18 protein-coding genes are annotated in these 26,306 nt (G+C 45.9%); 10 read left to right on the top strand and 8 right to left on the bottom strand.

What is annotated here, in order from left to right; all coding sequences use genetic code 11:
• Positions 1–8 precede the first annotated feature (8 nt).
• From H5T88_00660 to H5T88_00640, 5 genes are all read left to right on the top strand, one after another.
• Complete coding sequence (locus H5T88_00660; protein ID MBC7328848.1) at positions 9–1,055, top strand: hypothetical protein; 1,047 nt, start codon at positions 9–11, stop codon at positions 1,053–1,055.
• Positions 1,056–1,057: 2 nt separating this feature from the next.
• Positions 1,058–1,909, top strand: a complete 852-nt coding sequence (locus H5T88_00655) for a hypothetical protein (protein ID MBC7328847.1) — start codon at positions 1,058–1,060, stop codon at positions 1,907–1,909.
• 19 nt (positions 1,910–1,928) lie between these two features.
• Positions 1,929–2,825: a hypothetical protein gene (locus H5T88_00650; GenBank protein MBC7328846.1), complete on the top strand. Its 897-nt coding sequence runs from the start codon at positions 1,929–1,931 to the stop codon at positions 2,823–2,825.
• A 95-nt stretch (positions 2,826–2,920) separates the two neighbouring features.
• Positions 2,921–3,709 carry a hypothetical protein gene (locus H5T88_00645; GenBank protein ID MBC7328845.1) on the top strand — a complete coding sequence of 263 codons (789 nt, stop codon included), beginning with the start codon at positions 2,921–2,923 and terminating at the stop codon, positions 3,707–3,709.
• A gap of 81 nt (positions 3,710–3,790) precedes the next feature.
• Positions 3,791–5,515 carry a hypothetical protein gene (locus H5T88_00640; GenBank protein ID MBC7328844.1) on the top strand — a complete coding sequence of 575 codons (1,725 nt, stop codon included), beginning with the start codon at positions 3,791–3,793 and terminating at the stop codon, positions 5,513–5,515.
• Between the two features lie 84 nt (positions 5,516–5,599).
• Here the strand turns inward: H5T88_00640 and ispG are convergent, their stop codons facing one another.
• From ispG to H5T88_00620, 4 genes are all read right to left on the bottom strand, one after another.
• A complete protein-coding gene (ispG, locus tag H5T88_00635) occupies positions 5,600–6,643 on the bottom strand; it encodes a flavodoxin-dependent (E)-4-hydroxy-3-methylbut-2-enyl-diphosphate synthase (protein MBC7328843.1) in 1,044 nt (347 codons plus the stop codon).
• 2 nt (positions 6,644–6,645) lie between these two features.
• A complete protein-coding gene (locus tag H5T88_00630) occupies positions 6,646–7,458 on the bottom strand; it encodes a hypothetical protein (GenBank protein MBC7328842.1) in 813 nt (270 codons plus the stop codon).
• 110 nt (positions 7,459–7,568) lie between these two features.
• Entirely contained in the window at positions 7,569–8,018 is a 450-nt protein-coding gene (locus tag H5T88_00625; GenBank protein ID MBC7328841.1) for a zf-HC2 domain-containing protein, read from the bottom strand.
• Complete coding sequence (locus H5T88_00620) at positions 8,015–8,602, bottom strand: sigma-70 family RNA polymerase sigma factor (GenBank protein ID MBC7328840.1); 588 nt, start codon at positions 8,600–8,602, stop codon at positions 8,015–8,017. The genes H5T88_00625 and H5T88_00620 overlap by 4 nt, the downstream gene beginning before the upstream one ends.
• Before the next feature lie 585 nt (positions 8,603–9,187).
• Here H5T88_00620 and H5T88_00615 point away from each other — a divergent pair.
• Positions 9,188–9,913 (top strand): FAD-dependent thymidylate synthase, encoded by a 726-nt coding sequence (locus H5T88_00615; GenBank protein MBC7328839.1) that lies wholly within the window; start codon positions 9,188–9,190, stop codon positions 9,911–9,913.
• Here H5T88_00615 and H5T88_00610 read toward each other — a convergent pair.
• Genes H5T88_00610 through H5T88_00595 form a run of 4 tightly spaced genes read right to left on the bottom strand, consistent with a single transcriptional unit; the run spans position 9,907 to position 17,773 of the window.
• On the bottom strand, positions 9,907–12,051 hold the full coding sequence (locus tag H5T88_00610; protein ID MBC7328838.1) for a beta-galactosidase trimerization domain-containing protein: 2,145 nt from the start codon (positions 12,049–12,051) through the stop codon (positions 9,907–9,909). The two genes, H5T88_00615 and H5T88_00610, sit on opposite strands and share 7 nt — an antisense overlap.
• A 1-nt stretch (position 12,052) precedes the next feature.
• Positions 12,053–14,128 (bottom strand): beta-galactosidase, encoded by a 2,076-nt coding sequence (locus H5T88_00605; protein MBC7328837.1) that lies wholly within the window; start codon positions 14,126–14,128, stop codon positions 12,053–12,055.
• 6 nt (positions 14,129–14,134) lie between these two features.
• Positions 14,135–15,772, bottom strand: coding sequence for a carbon starvation protein A (locus H5T88_00600; GenBank protein MBC7328836.1), 1,638 nt, complete (start codon positions 15,770–15,772; stop codon positions 14,135–14,137).
• A 3-nt stretch (positions 15,773–15,775) separates the two neighbouring features.
• Positions 15,776–17,773, bottom strand: coding sequence for a right-handed parallel beta-helix repeat-containing protein (locus tag H5T88_00595; protein ID MBC7328835.1), 1,998 nt, complete (start codon positions 17,771–17,773; stop codon positions 15,776–15,778).
• A gap of 201 nt (positions 17,774–17,974) precedes the next feature.
• Between H5T88_00595 and H5T88_00590 the strand changes: the two genes are divergently transcribed.
• The 4 genes from H5T88_00590 to H5T88_00575 are packed head-to-tail and all read left to right on the top strand — an operon-like array spanning position 17,975 to position 26,246.
• Positions 17,975–20,080 (top strand): beta-galactosidase trimerization domain-containing protein, encoded by a 2,106-nt coding sequence (locus H5T88_00590; GenBank protein ID MBC7328834.1) that lies wholly within the window; start codon positions 17,975–17,977, stop codon positions 20,078–20,080.
• 10 nt (positions 20,081–20,090) lie between these two features.
• On the top strand, positions 20,091–22,496 hold the full coding sequence (locus H5T88_00585; protein MBC7328833.1) for a beta-galactosidase: 2,406 nt from the start codon (positions 20,091–20,093) through the stop codon (positions 22,494–22,496).
• A 6-nt stretch (positions 22,497–22,502) separates the two neighbouring features.
• A complete protein-coding gene (locus H5T88_00580; protein MBC7328832.1) occupies positions 22,503–24,443 on the top strand; it encodes an alpha-galactosidase in 1,941 nt (646 codons plus the stop codon).
• Positions 24,444–26,246, top strand: coding sequence for a beta-galactosidase (locus H5T88_00575; protein MBC7328831.1), 1,803 nt, complete (start codon positions 24,444–24,446; stop codon positions 26,244–26,246). It abuts the gene before it with no gap.
• Positions 26,247–26,306: the final 60 nt, after the last annotated feature.

The raw sequence follows: 26,306 nt of genomic DNA, 5'->3' as shown, positions 1-26,306 counted from the left end.
AGTAAGCGATGATCAAAATCAACTTATTACCAGCCTTCGTAAAAGAGAGGAAAATCGTTAGGAAGTTGTTGATGCTCGTCTTCATCCTCCTCGGGCTGGAGCTTCTTGCTTTCTCCTACTGGTATAACCGCGTCTCAACAGAAGGCTACAGGGTAAATCAAGAACTTGAAACCCTCAAGGCACAAGCTCAGGAAGTGCAGAATCTACAAAATGAAGCACAGACTATTAGGTCGGAGATAGAACCAATAAAGGCTAAAACAAAGTTCATTGAGGATACAATGAATTTTCCTGTGAAGCTTGCTGACCTTTTGGATTCCATTCGTCGCTATACATATGCAAAGGTTACTTATACCTCCTTACAGTTGGGTTCCGGGGGTGGAATGGCTGGAGGGGGAATGATGGGAATGATGGGCAAAGGTCCAATGGGTTCTATGGGGGGTATGCCTGGTTCAGGCGGAGGAGCCCCTCCGATGATGAGCGGTATGCCGGGAATGATGGGAGGTGGACCGGGTGGAGGTGGACAGGAAATAAGAACTGTTAGTATCCAGGGATTTACTAATTCCGTTGAGGATGTTGCCCGATATCTCCAAAACCTCTTAAGATGCCCCAAAATCGCGGATGTTCAGCTAAGCGGTATACCAGGTTATGGTTCCACTGGTGGTGCTATGCCCGGTATGGGTGGCGGTATGCCAGGGATGATGGGTAAGGGTCCAATGGGTGGAATGCCAGGAATGATGGGAGGAATGCCCGGGATGATGCCTCCAGCTAGCGGTGGAATGACATCTCAAGCAGGGGGTCCAATAAACATAAGCGTCATTTGCTACCTTATGGAACCCCTTACCCCGCCTACCCCTCCCACAGCTGCAGCAGCTGCAGCCCCCACCGCTGGCGGGATGATGCCACCTATGGTCGGAATGGGAGCTCCCGGAGCGCTTCCTCAAGCTGGGGCTCCCCAAGCAGCCCCAGGTGCCAAAGCCCCAGCTGAGGGAAGAGGAGGAGGGCTCCCAGGCTTACAACAGAGAAGAGAAATGGAGCAAGAAATCGGAGGGGAGTGATTATGATGATAAGGTTAGAGAGGCTAACAAGACAACAGGTTCTAATTGCTGGGCTGTTGGCATTCATCATATTTGCAGGAGCAATGTTCTTCCTCCTAGTCCGCCCCAGTTATAGAACGCTCTCTGCCCTTCAAAAGCAACTGCAAGATACACAAGCGATAGTTAATCAAAGACCACAAGCAGAAGCAGACCTTAAGAAAGCGAAAGAGGAAAAAGTAAAAGAGGAAGCAAAACTAGCTTATTATGAGAAAACAAAAATGATTCCCATAGACCTAAAAGATAGAATGAAGGCTATGTTCACCCTATGGACTGAGCACAACAAGGTGCTTGGCAAAAAGGTAGAGGATTTCTTTAAGAATTCCGGCGTCATCCTCCTCAATCCGGTTCAGGTTTCCCCTCCACCAACTGACCCCTCCGCCATTCCCTCTGATATTTACACCATTAGTCTCGGCAATTACTCCGTAATGGCTTCCTTCCCCGCTCTCCTCAATTTCCTTAGAAATAAGATGCCGAAATTCCCTCGCGTAGCGCTCCTACCCAGCCTCAGCATAACCGGTCCTAGTCCCGTTACCGCCTCCTTCCCATTGACCGTTTATTATTTCCCTAAGGGTGGTGAGGTTGCACCTGCTCCAGCAGCTGGCGCAGCGCCTACAGGAATGATGGGTATGCCGGGGATGATGGGCATGCCCGGGATGATGGGTGGAGGCAGTATGCCACCAATGGTGGGAACAATGAAGGGACCAATGGGTGGAGGAGGAACGCCAATGGGAGGGAATATGCCAGCAGGCGGTGGAGCCGCTATGGGTGGCAATATGCCAGCAGGCGGTGGTATGATGGGAGGAAGAACAAGATAAAGGAAAAGAGGTGATTTAGATGGCATTACAAAAATTGAGAAACATAAATATTGACTTCAGCGATAGAAGAACCCAGCTGATAGTAGGTGGAATCCTTGCTGTTGTCATTATAGCGATTGTGCTCCTCGTTTTCTTAAGGAAGCCCGCAGGTGGTGGTAGACCTCCAGTTCCGATGATGGGAATGATGGGGATGATGGGAGGGAATATGCCAGGCGGAGGTGGTGCGCCCACAGGAGGCATGCCAGGTATGGGTCCTATGGGTATGATGATGGGAATGGGAGGAAGTGCTCCAATGGGAGCAGGCGGTATGACAGGACAGGGTGAAACCCCCACACAAACGAGAAAAGTTCCCGCCGGACCTCCCAAAGAACCCTCCCGTGCCGACCCCTTTGAAATTCCCATCCCCAAGCAGCTCGTGGAGGAGATGAAAAGGGTAGACATCGTCCCTCCCCCCCGCCTCACTCCTCCCACCGCCCCTATGCCTACCACTGCCATAGTCCAAGTTCCATTCAGAAGAATGGCCGGTATAGCCATAGCTAAGGGCGTATATGCCCTCTTGGAGAGAACCAACGGGCAGATGATAATCGTAAGTCCCGGAGATGCTGTAGATGGTTTGACTGTGGAGAGGATAGAAGCCGACAAGGTGATATTGAAAAGCGAAGAAGGAGAGGAAGCAGTAGTTGAAATGAAGGGAGCGACAGCTGCAGCAGGAAGGACCGGGATGGGAGGGATGCCTGGAATGATGCCGGCGACAGGGATGATGCCGGGGACAGGGATGATGCCGGGGACAGGGATGATGCCGGGTATGCCAGGGATGATGCCGGGTATGCCAGGGATGGGGGGTACGCCCGGAATGATGCCAGGGTCGGGGATGCCAGGGATGCCCGGGCAGGGGCAAAGATTAATAAGGCAATGAAACAACATAGCTGGAAAATTCGTCTAAATATATGGAAAAAGATGTTGCTTACAAAATCAAATAAGAATAAAATTAAAAAGGAGGTGAAAATATAAATGCGTCTAACAAGAGTTGCCCTTGTTATGCTGTTTCTCTGTGCCACTGCGATGCTGGTCGCTCAGCAAAACATAGAGATCCAGCCCGACAACAAGGTCTCCTTGGAATTGAGGGATGTTCCCAGGCTCACCGCACTGGAGAACCTTCTGAAAGCAGCAGGCAAAGGAATTAACATAGATTCCTCCGCCCGCCGTTTCAATGACCTAATATCCCTCAGCTTGCAGAATGTAGATTTTGACCAAGCACTGAAAGCCATTCTGGGAGACTACCTCGTAGCTGAACCCATGGGGGAAAATAACTACACGATTAAGCAGCGGACCATCGCCCCAGGCTTCCAACAGTGGACCCAACCGTTCCAGTTCCCCCAAGGAGGGATGACAACAACAACCACCACCGCCACTACAACTCTCCCCTCCAATATCACCTACGATAAGATTAACCTCCAGTATGCGACCATCTACGATATCTTGACTGTTATATATGGTGGATATGGCTATGGTGGCTACGGTGGCTACGGTGGTTATGGTGGCTATGGTGGCTACGGTGGTTATGGCGGTTATGGTGGCTACGGTGGTTACGGCGGATATGGTGGTTACGGCGGATACGGAGGCTATGGTGGATATGGTGGCTATACAGGTGGTAGAGGTGGATACACCGGCGGCAGGGGTGGATACACCGGAGGCAGGGGCGGATACACTGGTGGTAGAGGCGGATACACTGGTGGTAGAAGCGGATACACTGGTGGTAGAGGCGGATATACCGGCGGCGGTTATAGCCGCAGATATTGATTTTTCCCTTGCCAAAATATCGGAAGCTCTTTAAGATAAAGTAAGCAGTTAATTCTCTCAGCGAAAGGGAGGGTGATTTTTATGCACTCTTTTCTGAAGCGGGGCGCCTTTATTTTAACAGCGCTCCTTATCTTTGTAGCCTTGCCGCTGCAGTTGCTGGCGAAAGAACAAACAACGCCCAACGAAGCGGGGCGGAACCTCGTTACCTTGGAGGTTCAAGATGCCGATCTCTGCGAAGTCGTTCGTATATTGATGAAGGAAAGCAAGACGAACATCATCATCGCCGACAGGGACAAAATAAACAAGAAGATAACGGCAACGCTCTACGATGTCCCTCTGGAAAAAGCGCTTCAGAATATCGTCCAAGCCAATGGACTTTACTGGTATAAGGAAGGAGATGTGTACGTGATAAGCGCAGAGCCTCGCCCCGAGCCGAAGGAAGAACAAACCACCCCAAAAGAAGTAGTTCAACCAACTCCTCCACCTGAAACTCCCACTACTCCCCAAGCTCCCACCCGAATTGAGTCGGAAAAGTTTGTCCTAAAATATGCTCATCCTAGGGATATCGCTGCCCTATTAGGGGCTACTACTGCTCGTCGCCCATTTGCTTTCTTCCAGGGCGCGGAAAGGAAAGGGAGAGGTCCTCTCGCTCCCAGCTTTGGACGCTCTAAGGAGGAAACAGAAAGTTCCCCTATTCAGGGAGGGTTTGCCCAGTTTGGTGGACGAGGTATGGGTGGCTTTGCTGGTGGCATCGGCGGAGTTAGGGGCGGTATCGGCGGCTTTGGAGGTGGCATTGGCGGATTTCCCGGTGGGGTAGGAGTTGGAGGATATGCCCCCGGAATCGGTGGCGTTGGCGGTTATGCTCCCGGTATAGGTGGAGTTGGTGGAATAGGAGGTTATGGAGGATATGGTTATGGTCTTATGTCTTTTGTCCCCGGCGTTTACAACATCATCCCCTATGAGCCCGACAACGCCCTCATCGTTATCGGTACGCCCGAAGGAATAGAACAGTTCAAGAAGCTCCTCCAACTTCTGGATGTTCCCGTCCGGCAGGTGGAGATAACCGCTGAATTCGTTGAGATAAGCACCGATGTTACAAAGAGCTTGGGTATAGATTGGATGCTAACAAATAACGAGACAACAGTCACTGGACAAGGGATGTCCCCCGGAACAGGTTCAACCTTAGTTATAGGCTACACAACACCTCGCGTTAGAGCTCAGCTCGCTGCTCTAATGAAAGAGGGTAAAGCAAGATTGGTCAATGCCCCAAGAGTTACCACCTACAACAACTACCCAGCTTATATTTCCGTAACACAAGATATTCCCTATTGGTATCCAGAAACAACCCTAACTCAATTCGGTGGAACACAAACAACATGGGTTCCCGATATGATAAGCGTGGGAACCACTTTGACAGTGACCCCAACAATAAACGGCGACGGCTCAGTTACTTGTTATATTACGCCGAGCGTCTCCGATGTTGTGGGCTTCGTTACCGGTCCCACTGGAAGCCTACCTCAAACGAGCACAAGGGATATGGATACGATAGCAAGAGTAATGAGCGGAGAAACTTTGGTTATCGGTGGTCTAGTGCGCAAGAACATAAGCACTCAGAATGTAAAGGTTCCCTTCCTCTCGGATTTGCCACTCATCGGAGGTTTGTTTAAGGGACAAACGCAGACAACGACCGAGAGCGAGCTCTTGATATTCCTCACACCGCGCATCTTGGAGGAACCCAGTAGGACTGTTGGAGCAGTTGTAACTCCTTCTACAGGAGGTGCAGCCGGAGGAGCGCCCACCCCTTAAGAGGTAGGTAGGTAGCTAAGCAAAGTAATAATAAAAAGGAGGGGCGACCCAATAGTCGCCCCTCCTTTTTATTATCACTTGCTTTTATACTAATTTCATGAGCTCTTCAAGAAATTCCTCTATCGCCCTCGGGAAAGCTATACTCTTTATCGCATTTCCTTTAACAAACAACACTGCTCCTGTCTTCCCAAATGCCAATCCTATATCCGCGTCCCTTGCTTCCCCTGGTCCATTTACCTCACATCCCATAACCGCGACCTTTATGGGGCGCGGAGGAAGTGCCCTTAATTTCTCCTTTACCCTCTCCGCTATCTCTATTAAAGGCACAGAGCACCTAGCGCACATAGGACAGGAAACTATTATATATCCCCTCTTCCTTACATTTAAACTGCTCAATATCTCCCAAGCTACCTCTACTTCCTTCACCCCGTCAGCCGTTAAAGATACCCTAATAGTGTCCCCAATTCCCTTGCTCAAAAGAATACCCAAGCCCACTGCAGACCTTATAGCCCCTTCTGGCATAGGTCCCGCTTCAGTTATACCTATGTGCAAGGGATAATCCCTTAATTGAGAAAATCGCTCATAAGCTGAAACAGTTGTGGGAATGTCAAATGCCTTTAAGGAGACAACTATATCCTGAAATCCTTCTTCCTCAAGTATTTCTACCTCCCTAATCGCTGACTCCACCATAGCTTCTGGAATTGAGCCTTTATATTTTATCAAAATATCCTTGGGAAGCGAGCCTGCATTGACACCAATGCGAATCGGGACTCCCCTATCCTTTGCCGCTTTTACTATCTCTCTTACACCCTCCTTACTTCCAATTGTCCCCGGATTTATCCTTATCTTGTCCGCTCCCTTCTCCAAAGCTATCAATGCGAGACGCCAATTGAAATGGATATCAGCCACTAAAGGAATGGAAATTTTTTCCTTAATTTCTTCAATTGCCTCGGCTGATTCCTCATCCGGCACAGCCACCCTCACTATTTCACAGCCTGCCATTTCAAACCTCTTTATCTCTTCAACTACCTTACTAACATCCTTGGTGGGGGAACGAGTCATAGATTGCACCGCTATGGGGTTCCCACCGCCAATTTTTATATTCCCTATTCTAACTTCCCTCGTCATCTTTATTTAAGAGAGCGCCCCACTTTCTCCAAGACCTCTCTATCCACATTGCCAGTGAGGAAAACGCTGTATCCCTGTATGTTGAGAAAAACGATTTCGGGCTGGGAAGGGATAGGAGCATTTAGATGTCTACGTGGACTGAACGTTTCCATAATTGTTATTGGGTTCAATCCATCTGTTAAATGGATAATAACTCCTTTCCACCTTCTGTCCATGAAAGGTCTTTTGTGGAGGATTTTGTAGCCGGGAGGGATATAAGTGGGAAGAAGCGGGCGAAAGTGAAGAAGCTTTTCCATTTCTTCAAGCGAATAGTTTCTTGACTCTGTCCTAAAGCCTGGAACCTCGAACTCTTCCTCTTTTAAAGACGGATTGAGCTGAAGTGAAACCAGCGATATGGAGAATAAAAGCTTGCCAGAAGGAGAATAGCGCTCTGTTTTAAGACGAATTCCCGTTGCCTTATCTACCCAAAGTTTGTAGTATCCCCCTTTTACATAGGCGGGTTTAACGAGAAAAACGCTCGCCTTCCTTCCAATCACCTTCTCCTCGCCCAGCTGACTAACTCTGGCGCTCTTTGAGAGAAGGTCCAAGTGAATATCCCATAAATCTCTTGCCGGAACGAAGCGGGGGAATGACATCCTCCCTCTCTTAGGAGGGATAAGCGCTCCCCCTTCTTCCCCCCATACAATGACATAGCCCGAAAAAGGTCGCGGTGAGAGGAACTCCAACCTCGTCTTACCCGAAGGGGCTTGCTTAATGATAGCTTCAAATTTAAGATAACCCTTTGGTGTATATACAAGCTGTATTTGTCTACCCATATAGCTCGCCTTCTTTCCCTTCCCAAAATATTCACGTAGAAGGGAGAAAGAATCTATGGGCAACGAGACAATTGCAAAAGCAAGCGCGATGATAATAAGGAGAATCTTCCTCATTCTTGACCCGAAATAAGAAGCATCTTTACCGCTGAATCAGCGGAAATCAATGGATTTTGGAGTGTATATATAAAGTGCTCCTTCCGATAACTCCTCAGCAACTCGTTCTCATCGGGTTTATTATGAAACACGGATATCAAAGCTAAAGCGATGAGAACCAAAGGAAGTAAAAAGAGAGCAAATCTCCTTTTGAAAAGGAAAATGGTGCGAGGTCTAAGACCTGCCTTGCTTCTCTCTATGCGATACATAACAGCCTCGTTGAAATTGGGGCTCAATTCGGGAGTTGGTAGAGAAGATGTTAACTCCTTAATCTTTTTAACTTGCTTATAAAAGCTCATACAATGAGGACAAGTGGAAAGATGCAAGAGCAAGGCTTCTCTCTTTCTGCCACTTAGCCTGCCATCTAATAGCTCTGAACAAAGGAATTTGGCTTTCTTACATTTCATTCTTTCTCATCTCCCAAGAATGATGAGAGTCTCTCTCGCAGTATTTGTCGGGCATAAAAAAGGCGAGATTTAACTGTTCCCAGAGGGCAATTTATCATTTTTGCAATCTCCTCATATGAAAAACCCTGTAAATCTCGCAATATGATAACCTCTCTTAGCTCACTTGGTAATAAAGCGATTTCCGTCCTCAACCTCGCTAAGAGCTCGCTATCATCGTCCGAGGGGTCCACATTATCTCCTTTTGTTTCTGCATGAGTATCATCACCTTCGGCATATGAATCAAATGAGAGAGTTGGATTTCGCTTCGCCGCTCTCTTGTTATCCCTAATCAAATTGAGAGCTATCCTAAAAAGCCAGGTTCTAAAAAGAGCATTATCTTTTAATTGAGAAAGGGAAATATAAGCCCTCACGAATGCTTCTTGGGCAATATCCTCTGCATCCTCCCTATTATGGAGGCAATGATAGACAAATCTGAATAAGGAAGCTCTATAGCGTTGGACCAAGATGTCAAACGCCTCCTTATCGCCGTCTTTGCTTCTTTGAACCAAAATCTCGTCTTTTTCCTCCGACAAATCCTTTTTCATAATTAATGACGATAAAAAAGAAAAATTGTTCAAAGATTTTGCTATGATTGAAGATTTTAACAAAAACCTATAAACTTGTCAAATTTATGTATAATCACATTGTAGATTGTGCTTATTGAAACGCCAAGGGCTTCCTTTGCCGAAATGCTACTCCTCATTCTCAAAAAACTCCATTACTACTAATTAAACTTATTTATATCTTCTGTATAATTCCACACCCTAAAAGCCCCCTTTATCCTCGTTGTCATTGCCACGCCTTCTGCTAAGCAGAAGGTGTGGCAATCTAGTATTTAATCGTAGCCGAAGGAATGAAATCGTTAGGCCTTCCTTCGTTGGATTCGCATCCATGGGTATAGATTTTTATATGAGCCATTTTGTTCTTCTCGTTATTTTAAATCACCCTATTTTTCAAAAACCTTTACCCATCCCAGCAATGACAAAGCCAGTATATCTCGCCTCGCTACGCTCGGCAGCCACTTTTAATGAAATCATTCAAAACGAGACCCACACAGGCACATAAAGGCAATTGCAACTTTCAAACCATCTTCTAAAATAGTATAATACAACTATTATTTAGAGAAGATTATGGCCAATGCAAAAATGAATGTTGAGCTCTTGGATTTCACCCGTGATGCCCTCGTAGTTATTTACTCAGCGGGCAGGCAATGTTATTCGGACCGCTTCGCTATTGAGCTCAGGGAGGAACCCGAGGAAAAGATGGCGGAATTCGTGAGAAAACTGATTAAATCAGGGCACGAAAGCCCGCTTGAACATGCAAAGTTCACTTTCGCTATTGAAGGCGTCTCAAGAGTCCTCACTCACCAACTCGTCCGCCATAGGATAGCTTCCTATTCCCAGCAAAGCCAAAGATATGTAAAGATGGACGATTTTGACTTCGTCATCCCTCCTTCAATTGAGGAAGATAAGGAAGCGAAAGAGGAATTTCTCCGTTTGATGGAGGAAATTAAAAAGGGATATAAGAAAATAAGGGAAAGGATAGAGAAGATAAAAGGCAAGGAAGCAGCCGAAGATGCCCGTTTCGTTTTACCCCAGGCTGTGGAGACGAAGATAGTGGTTACGATGAACTGCAGGGAGTTACTCCATTTCTTCAGAGAGAGATGTTGCGCGAGAGCTCAGTGGGAAATAAGGGAGTTGGCAAATAGAATGCTTGAAATTTGCAAAAAACATTTGCCAGCAGTGTTTGAGGACGCAGGAGCTAAATGCGAATACCTCGGCTATTGCCCGGAAGGAAAACACAGCTGCGGAAAGTATCCATTAAAAGAAGAAGTTTTGCGAAAAAGCCCCTACTGATTTATCACTACTACCTCGTGAATATTGGAAGTTTTCAGAATAAGTTTATTTCCCCGACGAGTGATGCTTCCCTTCGGTCCAATTACTTCAGCAGATGAGAAAGGAACGTTTATTTCTATTTCCGCATCGTAAGGCGAACAGAACTCCATTAAAGTCGGCAACACCCTTCTTCCCTCGGGGAAAGGATATGCCGCGGATGTTGGAGCGCCGCAGAAGCAGAGAAAATGTATTATAAAGCGATTCTTTTTCTCATCTTTGGTTAGGACAATCTCTATGTTTGGCTGAGTGCTAACAATTATCGGTGGTTTAGGATTGAGATAACGGATTATGCTTGCGATTAAATCGCGATGCTCTGGCATCCGATAATTTCCCACGAAAGCCGAATCGGGAGAGAAGGGAAGATAGACTATTTTCCCTTTTCCATATTCCCTAAATAGTATCGCCGGCCCTACAACCCTGCCAGCTGACATATGCTCCATCCAAGGGTTGTCCTGAGAGCGATAAGCTACGAGTAAATCGCCATATCCTTTAGCCTCAATGGGTTGAAAAATCGCTACTGGTGAATAATTCAGGATATTCACATCTTTGGGGACATCCTCAAGAGCTATCTCCTCTTTTACTCCTTTGGGGAAACGCACATAGTTATCTTTATGGACATCGTAAATTTCCGATAGCTTTGCCCCAATCAAATCCTCAAGGAGACATCTTCCCAGGGGATTGCCATATTTGTCGTAGCAGCCGGTTAAGCCAGTAGCTAAAATCTTACCACCTCGCTTCAAATACTCCTTGAAGAGAGAAACTTCTTCCTCGCTTAATATCGCCACATTTGGCAGATAAACAACGGGAAATTGAAAAAGTTTCTCCAGAGAGATATTTTCATCCATTATGAAAGCCATCGGAATATGGGCTTCCTTGAGCGCCTTGTGAGCGCCCATCACCGCTGAGAAATATTTAACCGGTTCCTCCCTTCCAAACCAATCCCTTGTCCTCAAAGAGAAGTAGATTCCTACCTCCGCTACCTCCTTATGTCCGAAAAACTCCTTCTTTTTCAATGCCTCAGCGAAAACCTCCCCTAACCTTTCATACACCAAGGGATTGAAGGTGCCATCATAGTAAGCTTTATCAACGATTGTACATAAAGCCCCGTGAGCGAGATAGGTCATAACCTCCCATTTCAATTCAGGGGTGGGGCGAACAGTGAAATCATGATAATCGTATACACCAACCCCTGTTACTCCCTGCGTTCTCCCATCTGAACGAGCCCCCTTCATGAAAAGTGCAAGAAAGCTCGGATTAGTATGCCCGAAGACAAAGGGCAATCCTTCAGCTGTCACGAAATCCCCATCCTCCGCCTTACCCACAGGCTTCTGGGCTGTCCACCAAGAGAAGGGAGGATACCCGTGATAATTGAAATCAATAGAAAGCTCAGGATGTCGTGAATGGACAAAGCGCTCAAGCTCCCTGCAAAAGCGCATATCGGATTCGTAGCGAAATTCCAAAACCTTTTCCCAATTCTCATCCCAACTAACTCCTTTCGGCATATCAATCCCGTATTCCTTCTTGAAAGCCTCCCTGCATTTATCGCACCAACATCCATAGGGCGGAGAGAATCCCCAATCCAACATATCTATATGGAACCCAGCAATATCATAGTTCATAAGTTCTTCAAGGATGGATTTTATGAACTCAATATATCCCGAATTGTAGCAGAGTCTTCCCGGAATATCGTTTCCCTCCCAATCCTTCATCCTCCATTCGGGATGCGCCAGCCAGGATGAGGTATCATACTGCACCTGCACATAAGCAATAACGGGAATAGAATGCTTCTTCGCCTCCTCTATTACCTCTTTCAACAAATCCCTCCCCTTCAATTGAGGACACTGGCGAGCTATTTTGGAGTTATAATATGCAAAGTTCTGGTCCTTCATAAATACAACTAAATACTCCGCCTTCGCTTTCAGGATATTCCGCACTATATCTTTTCCATTAGCCTTGCTCATATAGATGTCGTCTTTATCGTTTGCTCCCGTCGGACCGACCTCTATTCCCACGAGAAGCCGCTCATACCATGGCTTCTCTTCGGCGATAAGGAACCCTATGAAAAGAAGCAGTATTAAAGATATTCGCAGAAATTCCATTCTACTTCCCTCCTAAAATTTTGTAGACTTGAGAGTTTATCTCTCTTGCGGAGTTCACGAGCTCCCAATAGGGATAATCCACAACAGAGAGAAAACCTATATTGTAATTCTCGCCATCAAATCTTCCCGTCAAGGGTTCATCCACGAACTGGAACCAATGGCAACCAACAAAGGCAGGCAGCTTCCAGACGCTCCTCACATAATTCTGATACGCTTTCCCTCTCTCCTCCTGATTTTCAACAGCAACCAAACCAGTGTGAAACATTCCCCTATCAAGTGCGCCGAAATGGAATTCCCCGATTATACAGGGCTTGCCAAGATGATTAGTGAAGGACCACCATTCCTCGTTTACCTCCCTGCTGTATATGTTGAAGCTAACGACATCGCAGAATTCAGCCGATACTTTCACAACCTCCCACGGACGAGAGGCAAATCTACAGCCAAGATAAAGCTGGTTGGGAGCATATCTCTTAAGGGCATCTCTAACTACCTGGAAGTATTTCCTCGCGAAATGGGTAAGGAGCTCGCTTAAATCAGCTATACATTCCTGCGTCATCTGTGGAGGTAAATGCACAGGTTTCTCCAGGAATTCATCCCAGGATTCAACTTTTATATTCCAAGCTTTGTTTATCTTTTCTATATCTCCATATTTTTCCCTTAAAATTCGCGTGAATTCTCTCTTAGTGTAAAGCTTACCGTCGCTTGCTAATGCCCTGAGCACGAGTTGGTATCTTGAGCCCGGGTCACCTCCCCACCCTCCCCAAGGGAGCTCGTTATCAACGAAATAACCCAAACACCAAGGGTCATCACGCCATTCCCTTGTAGCGTTATCTATCACTCGCTCAACTGTCCTCTTAAACCTCTCATCAAAAACATCGGGCATGGGGAACCGAGCAAAATCGCCACCATAATGTATGGCTACAACATAGGGGATGCCCTGCTTAAATACCTCCGATGATGACCAATTGCCGATTGTGTTGAAACCCCAGGCGGGAAGACGCTTCTTAACCATCTCCCTCCATTTTTCCTGCCAATTATCTCCGTATTTTCGCTTCAAATTCATAGCGTAAAAATTTATCTTATCGTCTTGATAGAATTCCCTGAGGGGGTCTTCCGAGGAGGGAAGCCAGCTGAAGAGGTATTCCCTCCCCTTTATGGGTGAAACCTCCCAGTGCCCAACGCAATCAATCCCCAGTGAGAAGAATAGATGTCCCGTGGGAGTAACGAGCCACCAGCGTCCCTTGCCTTCTTTCAAATCCTTTGGGGGTTCTGTCTCTTTTCCCTCCTCAACATAGGCTGTTCTGAAAAAACCTGTCGCCTTCAACTGGGGACCATCCTTCCATCCGCCGAATTCGTCCCTATCGGGAAAAGATGGATGAGCTTTAAGCCATTTCTCCTCTTCCTCCAATTGTTTTTTGAAATCGACGTCCCTATGCACTTTCCCCTTCCAATCGCTTCCCGCATATTGACCATAGCGGTCAACTATTCCTTTCCAATTTTGGGGCGAAATAGGGACGAGCCGGATATTATCAAAAATCAAAGCCACCGGTTTTTCCGGTTGAGAGAGGAAAAACTGAAACGCCACTATATGGGACCAATCTAACTCGGGACCACTCACTCCCATCATTGAAGCGCCTGGGAGAATGGGCGGTCCACCCCTCATCCCAGGCGGAATCGCGGATTTAAGAGGCATAGCTATCGTCGTCTTGCTGTTTGGTTTCAACGAGATATATCCCGTTCGGCAATGATTTATCCCATCGGCAGAGAAATCGTCGTCAACCCTTATATGAAGGGCAATGGCTTGCTTCTGGGGATTCGTCACATCAACTACCAATCCTCCGAACCCGCTCCAATCGCCGCTTTGGAAAGCCTGACCAACTTTAAAGTAGATATTCGGCCAAGCCGAAGGAAGGAATTCAACCTTTAATGCATAGCGTCCATGCGTAGCGCCGACCGTCGTTCTTTCTATCTTGGTGCTGTTACACACTATCTTTTCCAATTCGCCCTTTTCCTCAAAAGAGCTGATGACAAAGGGCTGTAAGTTTGCAAACACAAACATTCCTACCAAAGCCAACATAATCTTTCACCTCTCCTTCTCGTTTTTCAAAACTTTATGTGTAATCCAAAGCCTTAAGCTCTCTTCTGTAATGAAAGTCGCAAGAACTATCAAAAGAAAAGTGATTATAGAAAGAACTATATCCCTTGCGGAGATGAACCTCATCAATTGGATTATCAGAGCGGAAATGGTGACCAAAAGCATAAATATAGCTGGCAAGAGGGTATAAAGGCTCTGTTTCCTTCTCAATAGAAGCCAGGTGGAAACGACAAGCAGTGCTATAGCTGCGACGAGTTGGTTTGACGCTCCGAAGACCTGCCAAAGCTTTTGCCACGGACCAAGGGCTAAGTAGGTAGCAAAACCTATTACAACCGCAGTATTTAGGTAGCTATTTTTCATAAATCTGAACGCACGGTACTGGGAAAGCCATTCTTCCCCTATATATCGAGCTATTCTCGTAGATGTATCAAGGGTTGTCACAATAAAAGTCTTCAACATAGTAATACCTATAAACATCCCCCAAGCGCCCAACAGTGGCTTGGTAACCTCTCCATAACCTTTCCCAAAAGCCACAATCCATTTCCCTTCCTTAATTAGTTCGGGATAAACCATATCCTTAGGACCTCCCCACCAATACAAACCACCACAAACGCAAATAACCGCAAGGAGCGAAAGAACACCTTCCGTTAGCATTGCTCCATAACCAATCTTTTTTGCATCCCTTTCGCTATTTAGTTGCTTTGCTGTCGTTCCACTTGCAACAAGAGCATGAAATCCCGATATGGCGCCACAAGCAATTGTGACAAACATCATAGGCCAAAGCGAACCTTGTGTGCTGTGAAAGCTGACAAAGGATGGGGTGCGCAAAACAGGATGAGTTATCAAAACTCCCATATAGCCTACCAAAAGCCCGAAGAAAAGGACGAAAACAGAGAGGTAGTCTCTGGGCTGGAGGATTATATTCACGGGCAAAAGGGAAGCGCTATAGGCATACAAAATCAAGAGCGTAAACAACCACCCCTGAAAGCTCCACTTTATAGGGAAAAACCAACCAAGGACTATAAAAGCGAAGAGGAGAGCTACACCTAAAATTGTAGCAACTATCGTATTTATTTCCCATTTATAAAGCATTAAACCGACAAGAATCGCGACCGGGATGATACCTAAAGTAGGAATGACTATCTGGGGAGTGGTCTCTAAAGTCTTGGACGCCGTGGCGGCGAAAACCGCTATCACCAAAACAAGGGAAAGCCAAAGAAAAAGAGAGAAAACCAGCTTCACACTTTTGCCCAGCACCTTCTCGGAAATATCACCGATAGAGCGAGAATCATTGCGAATGGAAACCATTAAATTGGAGAAGTCGTGCACGCCTCCGATGAAAATTGAGCCGAGCACAATCCATAGTATAGCTGGACCCCAACCCCAGATAGCACAGGCAATTGCTGGGCCAAGTATTGGTCCAGCCCCTGCAATTGAAGAGAAATGATGCCCAAAGAGGACAAACCAATTTTTCGCAGGTACATAATCTATTCCGTCATACTTATAGTGAGCTGGCGTTGGCTTTCGAGGGTCAACTTCAAATAACCTCTCTAACAATCCACCATAATAACGATAGCTCAATGCGAATATGATTATACAGAGCCCTGATAAAAAAATCCCTGACATTTTTTATCTCTTTTTTAAACCTATCTTCTCAAAAGGAATCGGCTTGAAGCCGATTTTCAAAGCAGGGGAATCGGGGCGGAGCCGAAAATCTCCATTTTCCATGTCAACAAATTTCGGGTCTACACCTACTAAATTGTCCTCAAAAGTAATGAAAGGGCGAGCAACCTCCTCCAAATCAAGCCACCTCCCTCCTACACAGATGTTCCTCCTCACGATGTTCCCCTTTGGTTTCTCCGGCTCATCTTCCAAAATGTTCACCAATTGAGGATATCGCTCCTTCCAAGGCGATTCCCTATAGGGAACCTTTGAGAGCCTCGGCTTTAATGTATCATCAACATGATATCTCATCCAACCCATCGCCCTTGCATCTATATGCACCGCTGGATTGCAGTCAATGAATATGTTGTTCTCAATTACATTGTCCCTCCCTCCACCTATGAACGCAGCATTCGTCACCCTTTGGAAAATATTCCCGAAGATAATCGTTCCGCAAAGGGCATCATCAAGATAAACTCCCACGCATCCCCTCCCCTCAAACCCATTTATATCTCTAAAAGAATTATACCTAATTATCGTTCCTCGCCAGGTCCAATCCCTTCCCGAATATATCGCACCCGCATCGTTTGATTCTAAACATACCCGATAAATCTCGTTGAATTCAATAATGTGGTCGTTGCCACTGAACCCGAAGGCTTGATGGGGCGCATCGTGAATTAAGTTGTGGCGAGCGATATTCCCAACCCCATTTAGGGATATAGCGGGATTGTACATCCTATGCCAGCGAGCGTAATTGTGGATGTGATTGTTCTCCGCTAAATGCCTCGCCGGCGTAAGAGTCCTCCTATCACCGCCATTCAAGGATATCCCACCGCGTCCAGTCTCATATATCTCGCAATTCATCACCCTGTTCTCCTTCCCTCCATTTATGACCACCGCCCAGCCGAAAACATTGCGAATAAGACAATCGGTGATTTCAACATTCTCCCCTCCTTCAATCCTTATTGCGTCCCCCCTTGCCACCTCAAAAGTCAACCCCTTGAATGTGACATTTGAAACATCCTTCATCTCCACAAGGTTAGGTATCAAGGAGACAAAAGCCTTTCCCTTATCCAAGGGCGAGGGCGGATAGAAATAAAGAATGCCCGTCTCTCTATCAAGATACCATTCTCCAGGAGAATCAATTTCGCATAGAAGATTGTATCCGTAGAACCACTGCCCCTTACGATACCCGTAGTGGTGATAGGGAGGCTCAACCTCTATCGTCTTATTTTGGGGGTCAATTGACTTCACCCTGTGCCTTTGGTCAGACCAATCAAAATACCAATACCCCTCCAACCAAACATCCTTCTCATCAGTCCATCTGCTCACCCTCTCATCTTCATAATGGAACTTCCCCTGGGAAACGACATCCCCAACATAAATGAAGCCCTCGTTCGGATAGCGAGCCAGGGTCATCGGCTTATCGTTGAAGAAGAGCTCCGATCCTCCTCCTGCGGGAGAAGCAAAATCGGCTATCCCTATCTCTTTCAGGTCCGCCTGATATACCTTACCTCTTACATTTTCCTGAAGACGGGAGAGTATTTTCTCGTCTTTTACTAATGTCCAATTCTTTATCTCCCTTCCTCCCACTATCCTCACGTTTTCTCCCCTATAAGCTTGATAAATGATGGGTGCTTTAGCGCTTCCCGAATCCTCACCCGTTAGTTGGAAGGGATGGGAAAGGATGTAGGTTCCCTTGCGAAGATAAACTATCACTCCCTTTTGGGGTAGACGGTTCTGCCTCTTCAATTTCCTTATCTCGTCCCTTGCCCTCTCAAGCGTGGCGAAAGGTCCATCGGTTTTCCTCGCATTTGGAGCGGAAATCTTGCCCGACCAGGCATCGTTGCCGGATGGCGATACATAGAGGGCTAAATAGCCCTTTGCCTGAGACAACGCATCGCCTTCAGAAGCGATAAAAAGAACAAGGATAAATGTCAATGGGAGAAAAGAGGATATCTTCATCTCTCTCACCGCCTTTTTTCTAAATTATCCGACACTATCAAGAGAAGTCAACGAGAATTTAGGAATTATCATGTTTTTAATTTATTAATTCCTTTTCAAATATCGCTTTTTGCTCATTTAAGGCGAGTGTATCCTTTATCGTGAAAATCGTTGTCAACTAAATCCATTAATCTTAATATATGGCAAAGGAGGTTGATAGTTATGAAAGACAGATATCGCTTGGAAATTCCTCATAGATGGTGGGAAGGAGGTCCTTTGCAGATTATAGAGCTTGAGGAAGGCTACCATTTTGGGAAAAAGATGCAATTGCTTAGGGAATTGGGAGCAGATGCTGAACATCTTACCCGCTTCGCTGACCCCACAATCTTCCCCGGAGTAGCCTTTATTGATGACCGTGAACTTTTCCCGGGAGAAAAAGTGACCCTTGATACCTTGAAAGATTATCTCTCGGAAGCACATGTCCATGGCATAAGGGTTATCATTTATTATAATGTTCACGATGTGGAGCTCACCTATGCGAGAAAGCACCCGGAATGGCAACAGATTAAGGAAGACGGCAATCCTATTGAGGATGTCTACGGCGTGGATTCGTCTTTCTGTGTAAATAGCGGTTGGAGAGAAGAAGTATTTCATGCCCTTAGAATCCTCTCCTCCTACGAAATTGATGGCGTATTTTTTGATGGACCTATATTCTTCGCCAATACCTGTTATTGTGAGAACTGTAGGAGGCTTTTCAAGGAGAAATATGGAAAGGAGATTCCCTCCAAAACCCATTTAACCTCGTCCCGAGAAGAGCAAAGTTGGAAAGAGCTAATTGAGTTTCAAACTGATAGCATCGCGAGATTCTTGCGAGATAGCAACGAAATCCTGAAGAAGATAAATCCCAAAATCCTCCTCTATATGAACGGCAATCCCCTCGCCCCCACTTGGGCAACAGGTAGAGACAATCGGAAGATTATAAAGGAAACGGATATCCTTGGAGCGGAAGGCGGTTTTCTCTATGGTGGATTGGAGGAGCCAATCTACAAACCAGGAGCTACCGCAAAGCTCTTGGAGACACAAGCCGAAGGCAAACCCACCGTCATCTTTGATGCAGCCAAGCAAGGTCCTTGGGCTTTCTCAATGCTCCCTCCCGGCGAGATAAGCCTACTTTACAGCCAAACCATATCTCACGGCGCCCAGGTTTGGCTCGCCATTTGTAGCGACCCACTAAAGCATCCCGAAGAAATAGCGGTCATCAAAAAGTTCAACAAATTGATAGAGGATAATCCAGAGCCATTCTACGCAACGAAATCCTTAGCCCGCATAGCCTTAGTATGGCCCCAAAGGTCAAACGATTATTACACAGGCTCATATGTCCCACTTACCGATTTCACGAAGGAAGCCAAGCCGATGAAAGCCGGCGACCTATGGAAAGAGTTCTTCGGCTTTTACGACGGATTATGCAGAAACCATTTCCCCTTCGATGTCATAGACGAAGAGGCTATCCGCGATCTGAACTCCTCCCAATACGACCTCATCATACTTCCCAATGTTACTTCTCTTAATGAAGAGGAAATAAACTCTATCAAGGAATTTGTTGAAAATGGAGGAAATATCATCTCGTCCTTTGAGACATCACTATACGACTACGGGATGAAGATGAAAAGCTTCGCTTTGAAAGATGTCTTCGGTGTAAAGGATGTGGGCGAGGTTTTCGGTCCGCTCAGGTGGGATTATGTAGTCCCTACAAATGAAAATCACTTTTCTTTGAAAGATATTGAGCAGGATTTCATATTCGCTCCCCTTTATGGCTTAAAAGTTGAAACGATAGCCAAACCAATCCTTTTCTTTTGCTCCCCCTTGCCAGGTTGCTATGCCGGTAGACCGAGACCATCCCCCTACCCTTTCTTAATTGAAAACAGATATGGCAAAGGCACATCGTTATACATCGCTGGGACATTTGGGGAATCCCTGTTTTCATTTCGCTTCCCTGAGTATTACAAAATCCTCAAAAATATCGTCTCAAAACTAAGCAAAAATATTATCGTATTGGAGAACGCCCCCTCCTCTTTGGAAATCTCATTAAGAGGCAAAGACAATCGCCTCTATCTCCATCTTATAAATTTCACCTCCGAGATGAAAAGACCCATCCAAAGAATTCTCCCCTGTTATGATATTGAAATCAAGCTCAGAATAGAGAGAGAAATAAAGAGAATTCGCTCCCTTGTAGGGCATAATGATTTGCCCTTTAAAATGAAAGATGGCGAGATAGTTTTCTCGGTTCCCAAAATAGAGGATTATGATTTAATAGAAATGGAGGGGTAACGAAATAAAGATGAAAAACTTCGCCTTTCCTCGCCAAGTGAAAAACTTGCTTATTCCTTTCTTATGTGATTTGCTTCTTGCCCAACCGTTTAATGTTGACTACCCAATCGGCTTCGTCTCCCACTACCCGCTTATCGTTCATCAGGATGAACAAATCCCCCGCATTGGTGCCAATGTCTGCATAGTGAGAGCCCCCTGGGCATTGATAGAACCAGAGGAGGATAAATGGGATTTCTCGCTCCTTGACAGACAGCTTGAATGGGCTAAGGAAACGGGAATAAAACTCGTCTATCTGATGGAAGCTGGGCCAGCCCATGCGGCCGGTGTCCGCTGGCTTGTGGAAAAGCTGAAAAGTCAAGGGGAAACCATGTGTTCAGCTAAAGGAGATATAATAGATGACCCTTCATATCAATCGGAAACTTACCGCTCATATCTTTCCCGCTTCATACGCAACACGATTGGCTATCTCTCCCATCACAAATACGCTGAATACATTTACGGCTACAGCAACGGCTGCGAATGGTGGCATCCCATTCTTTATTCTTATTCCAAGTGCGACAAAAATGGCTTCAGAGAATGGTTGAGGAATAAATATCCTTCCCTGAAAGCGCTAAACGACAGCTGGGGTACTGGATTTAAAGACTGGCAGGAAATCCAACCACCAACTCTCTATCCTCTTGGAGTTGGAAGAGAGCCACAGGGGTGTTTTATGCCCGCCAGCGCCTACAGCGACATTTGCTGGGCAACAAATGAGGAGAGCCATATAAATGTCAAACCAGGCGAAAAGCTAACTTTCTATCTTGAATTGAGTACGGAAAACTTGATAGGAGAAGTTTTCCTTGAAGTGGCTTGGCTTTCAAAGGATAACCCTAAACCCTTTAAGTCCGATTGGAGCCCTCCTTTCATCCAATCCAACGGCAGAGGAATTATTAAATTCAGTTTGACCGTTCCTTCCTCCTCCGCTAAAGCCTGGCTCCTAATGAAGTTAATGGGAACGGGAAAGGTAGTTTTTCAATCCATTCGCATATTTGACGAAGAAGGGAACGACGTTGCCCCCAACCCCTTTCTTGACCCTGCATTGGGTAAATGGGTCTTCATAGCTTGGTCAGTTGAGCAGAGTGAAAACCTTTCCCATCAATGGAAATCGCGAGGGGAAATGAGCATCACCTACCAACCAAAGATTTCCCTTGAAGGAAACCCCGAATTTCCACTTGCTATGATAGATGACTGGTTCAACTATCGTTTTGAGAACTTCGCCCAATTCATAGATTGGATGGCGGAGGAATGCCAAATAGCAGACCCGAATCGCCCTGTGCTAAGTTATCTTACCTTCGCTTTCGCAAATCCCTTTGAGTGGGATTACGCCCAAGATGTCGCTATAGCGCTTGATTATTGGGTTGAGAACGCGAAACATCAAACAATTCTGGGAATGCAGATAAATTCAGCCGAAGGAGATTTTGATTCCCTTACAGCGGCGATTGACTCCGTCCGCCGCTACGGAAAGCCAATTTGGGCTATTGACCTTCTTGACTTTACGAAAGGGACATATTTGGGGGAAGATGGTTTGACAAGAACCTCCCTCTCCGTTCTTCAACATTCTGGCTCCGAAAGCGGAATCCAATATTACTGCTGGTATGGAACACCTGATTACAATTATTCAGAGCTTGGCATAGATTCGTTGAAAAGGATGATTGACAGAGTGAAAAAGACCGCCTCGCTTCTTAAGGGTTTCAAACCGATATGCGAGGTAGCTCTCGTTCAGCCGAGAATGCCGCTCTACCCCTATCTCCCTCAACCACCAAACGACTACGCCGATTTTATGGGATGGTATAAGCTGCTCGTGAGGGCTGGAATCTGCCCAGATATCTATACAATTCACGCCTTGGAAAAGGCTGATTTGTCCTTATATAAAGCAGTCATAATTCCCGACTGCGCCTATATAACATATAAAGCCCTTGAGGCTTTAAGAAAAGCCTCACTGGCGGGGGTTAAATTGATTAGCTCCGGAAGATTTGCCCTCTACGATATGACTGGAAGAAAAATTGAACCAAGTTCTTTGCCCAAACTAAGCCATCGTTTTGAGGAATCCATCGGTAGGGAAAGCTTGGGTGAGGTTTTCAGATTGAAAGATAAAGGGAACACACCTCCCCGCCTCATCTGCACACAGAGCTTTCCCTCCGTTCCGCTGCCCAAGCTTGATAAATTGTTGAAAATCCTGAAAAATTCCGGGGTTAATGTCCTTTGCCACCCTATGAAAGATGCACAATTAACCCTCGTGCCCTTCAAAAAGAACGAACACTCAATCGTTTTCGCCCTCCCCCAATTTGATTGGACTGGGGAGGTATCCATTGAGGGAAGATATTTTAGAATTGACAAGCTTGGCTCTCTCCTTAATATCCGCCAGGAAAGGAAGTGAGTGAATATGTTTAAAAATTGGTTAGAGCCGGTCATTCCCCAACCTCTTACTGAGGCGTTAGCTGAAGGTTTTGGATGGCAAATCATAGGTTATGATGGAGTGCCTATCTATTGGGAATTGCTGACCGAGAATAGAGATGGAAATAGATGGAATATCAGCTTCAAAGGGAAGGGAAACTGGGATTATCTCTCTGCCCAAATGGATATCAACTTGAATGCTGATTACAATTCTGCGGTTATATACATTGCCCTGCGAAATAACGCCGATTTCCCCTCCCCACCAATTTCCGCAATTCAACCCCTTTTCCTCCATTGGTCCAATCCAAAGCATCCCGTGTATCTTCGCTACATGGGTGGAGGTCTGACCTACGGCTTCTACCCCTCACCCGCTTTCAAGGAACACACTTTTCAACTTCTCAATTTTGCAAGCGAGCCCATGATGATTGAATCAGGACCAGCTGGTCGCTCTTCAAACAAATACCTCCCATTTTTAGCCCTTGCGATGAATGAAGCAGGCTTGATTACCGCTATGGAATGGTCAGGTCTCTGGTATATGGGCTTGACTTACCCCTTTGTCTCTCTCATCGTGGGCATACCTGTATCTGGGCTCGTATTGAAGGGAAGGGAAACGCTTACCCTACCCCCCTTGCACATCGTCTTCTTCTCCGGCGATTTTGATGAAGCAGGCAACGCCTTCCGCAGATACCTTTATAAATTCCATTGCCCTAAATTGAACGGCAATCCACCCATACCACCGGTAAGCTATGACCACTGGTTCGGCATACATTGTGATTTTGATGAGGAGCTTCTGAAAAAGCAAGCTGACCGCTGTGCCGAGTTGGGCATAGAATATTTTGTATTGGACGCCGGCTGGTATGCGGGATGTGGTCCGGGAGGCGAATTCAGCAGAGGTGTAGGAAATTGGCTCAGGATAGATGATAAAAAATTCCCCTCGGGAATAGAGAGTTTAGCGGAATATGTTCGTTCCAAGGGAATGAAATTTGGTATGTGGTTTGAGGTAGAAAGAGCTCATAGGGAAAGCGATATGGTGAGGGAACATCCAGATTGGTTCATAGATATCGGCGAGGAGTATCTTCATTTAAATCTCTCAAAAAAGGAAACACAGGATGGGGTAATTGAGATAATAAGCCAATGGGTGAGGAAACTTGGTTTAAAATGGATTCGTTACGATTACAACATCGGACCTAAACCCTTCTGGGAACATATTGATAAGACGGGAAAGATACAATTCAAGTATGTCCAAGGACTCTATCGGGTCTTGGACGAACTTATGAAAAGGCATCCTGACCTCCTCATTGAATGCTGTGCCTCGGGAGGAAGACGGATAGATTTGGGGACTCTCAAGAGAGCTCATACAATCTGGATTTCCGACCATACTGAGGACCCACATATCTGCAGATTTATGCAGAGCGGAGGCAATAGATTTCTGCCTGCAAACCTTCTGAATAGCGCCGTTCCCAATTCTCTCGGCAGTAAAGAAGGGAAAAGGGCGATTGATTTCCTCTCCAGAATGGTAGGTGCCTTTTCAATAGATGGAGATGTCGCATCTTGGAGCAAAGAACAAAGCTCAGAAATCAAGAAGTTGATAGAGATATACAAAAGGATTCGCCACCTCTTGGTTCAGGATTTCCATCCCTTAACCCCTCAACCCGCTAACCCAAAAGAAGGCGAGGTCATCAGCTTCGTCTCCGAAGATAAAAAGGAATGCGTCATCTTCGCCTTCCGTATGCCCAACGAACCGATACAGCGAAGGGTTAAATTGAGAGGAATTATTCCGAATGAGGATTATTATGTAAGGGATTTGCTTAATCCCGGAAAGCCCATTGAGCTCATTAATGGCAGAACTTTGATGAGAGATGGCCTTGAATTGGACCTAACCTTGGATTGCGCTCTCTATTATTTATCAATGACAAGAGGTGATTTTTAAATGAAATGCCTCATTCTCTCATCCAAAGGAATTAATTTGTTTTATATCTCTTTCCTCTTGATGTCCTCCTTATCCTTTTCAGAAAGACCAAAACTCAAGGCGAGCGATGTTGTCTTTATGTATTTCCCAAAGGACCCAAGCCTATACGATGTCTATTCGGGCACGGTTGTGGGCTGGGCGGGCAGAGCGCGCTCTAAAAACGAAAGAGATGTCGCTTGGTTTAGGAAGGTCGTAGAGGAAGCTCATCGTAGGGGTTTGCTTTACTGCGGGAGCGTTGATTTCGTCGTCGCTTTCGGCGGCTTCATAGATTTTTACCCAGATAATTTTATGGATTCGGTCTGCAGGGACTTGGATAGGAACCCGATAACTGTCCCCTGGCTTTGGGACCATAAGCATAAGGGACATCCTGCCTACTGGTTCTGCACTAACAGCCCCGACTATCAGAGATATCTAAAGGACCAAGTGGAAAGGGCTTGCCTAGCCCCCATTGACGGCTTACATATTGACGATTGGCGCGGCACAGCCGCTTGTTCCGCCTGGTTTGGCGGCTGCTTCTGTAAACATTGTAAAGAATCCTTCCGCCTATGGCTGAAGAAGCGATTCTCAAAAGAGGAATTAAAATCAATGGGAATAGATGATATTGACAACTTTGATATCCAATCGTTTCTAAAAAGCAAAGGGGTAACCGCTGAGAGTTGGCGAAAACAAAGGTCTCAATTGCCTTTGGGCGAGTTGTATCAGAAATTTCAAACTGAGAAGATGTTGGAAGTCGTGAAATCTATATTTGAATACGCGGAAAAGTTGAGAGGTAAACCCCTTCTACGCAGCGTTAATTCAAGCGCATCGTCACCGGAAGCACTTGTCGTCGCCCCCTTAATTGATTTCTTCTGCGGAGAAATGGAACATCACGCAAGCAGTTGTAAGGTTCCAATTGAACCGGCTTTTGTCTTCCGCCTTGTAGAGGGGTTGGGCAAAAGACAATCGGCAACCGCCGGTGGCTATGATTGGGCTTGGGTAGCGGAAAATAATAAACCAGGTCTTGTGAGAACCTGGATTGCTCAAGCTTATGCTTTCGGCAGCCTCTTTATGGTGCCTCATAATCAATGGTGCTATACCCAGGAAAAAGGTACCCATTGGTGGGAGGGCAAGCCATCCGACTTCGCCTTTCTCTACAAGTTCGTTCGCCAAAATGCCAAGTTGTTTGACGATTATAAATCCCTTTCGGACATCGCCTTAGTTTACACGACAGATAATTTCAACGATATCCAAAAAGTGGGAATGGAACTTCTGAAAGAAAATATCCCCTTCAGCATCCTATGCGCTGAACCAAGCCTGGGAATGGAAATCAACAAGAGAGAGGTCGCGCAATACGAGCTTTTAATATTTGGTAAGAATTCCCTGCCAGATAAAGTTAAGAAACAGTTAAGTTCCTTCAAGGGTAACGCAATTCTATGGAATGGGATAGAGGGCTTGCCAAAAACCTTCCGAGAGGAAATAAAGGTATCGGGAAGTGACAAAGTGAGGGTTTCCCTCCGCTATAAACCAAAAGAGGCGAACGCTCCCGTTGTTTGCCATATCCTAAATCAGGATTATCATTTGGAGGAAGACGATGTGCGTCCAGCAGATGTTGAGATATCAATAAGCCTAAAATTGCTCTCAAAAGCCCTCAAGAAAACGCCGAAGGAAGCGATGGTTTATATCCCCGGGCGTCCAGCGGAGAAAATCAATTTAAATATAGGGGAAGACAAAGTGAGCTTTAAAATTGATGGATTAGGGCTTTGGGCGATAGTCTCGTTAAAATAAATGAATGACCCTCGGTCTTGAAGCATGAATAAATCTAAAATTGAATTTGGCTTTTCTAAT

The organism is bacterium (genome assembly GCA_014360495.1).
Taxonomy (GTDB): domain Bacteria; phylum Armatimonadota; class JACIXR01; order JACIXR01; family JACIXR01; genus JACIXR01.
This window is presented reverse-complemented; position numbering and strand designations above follow the sequence as displayed.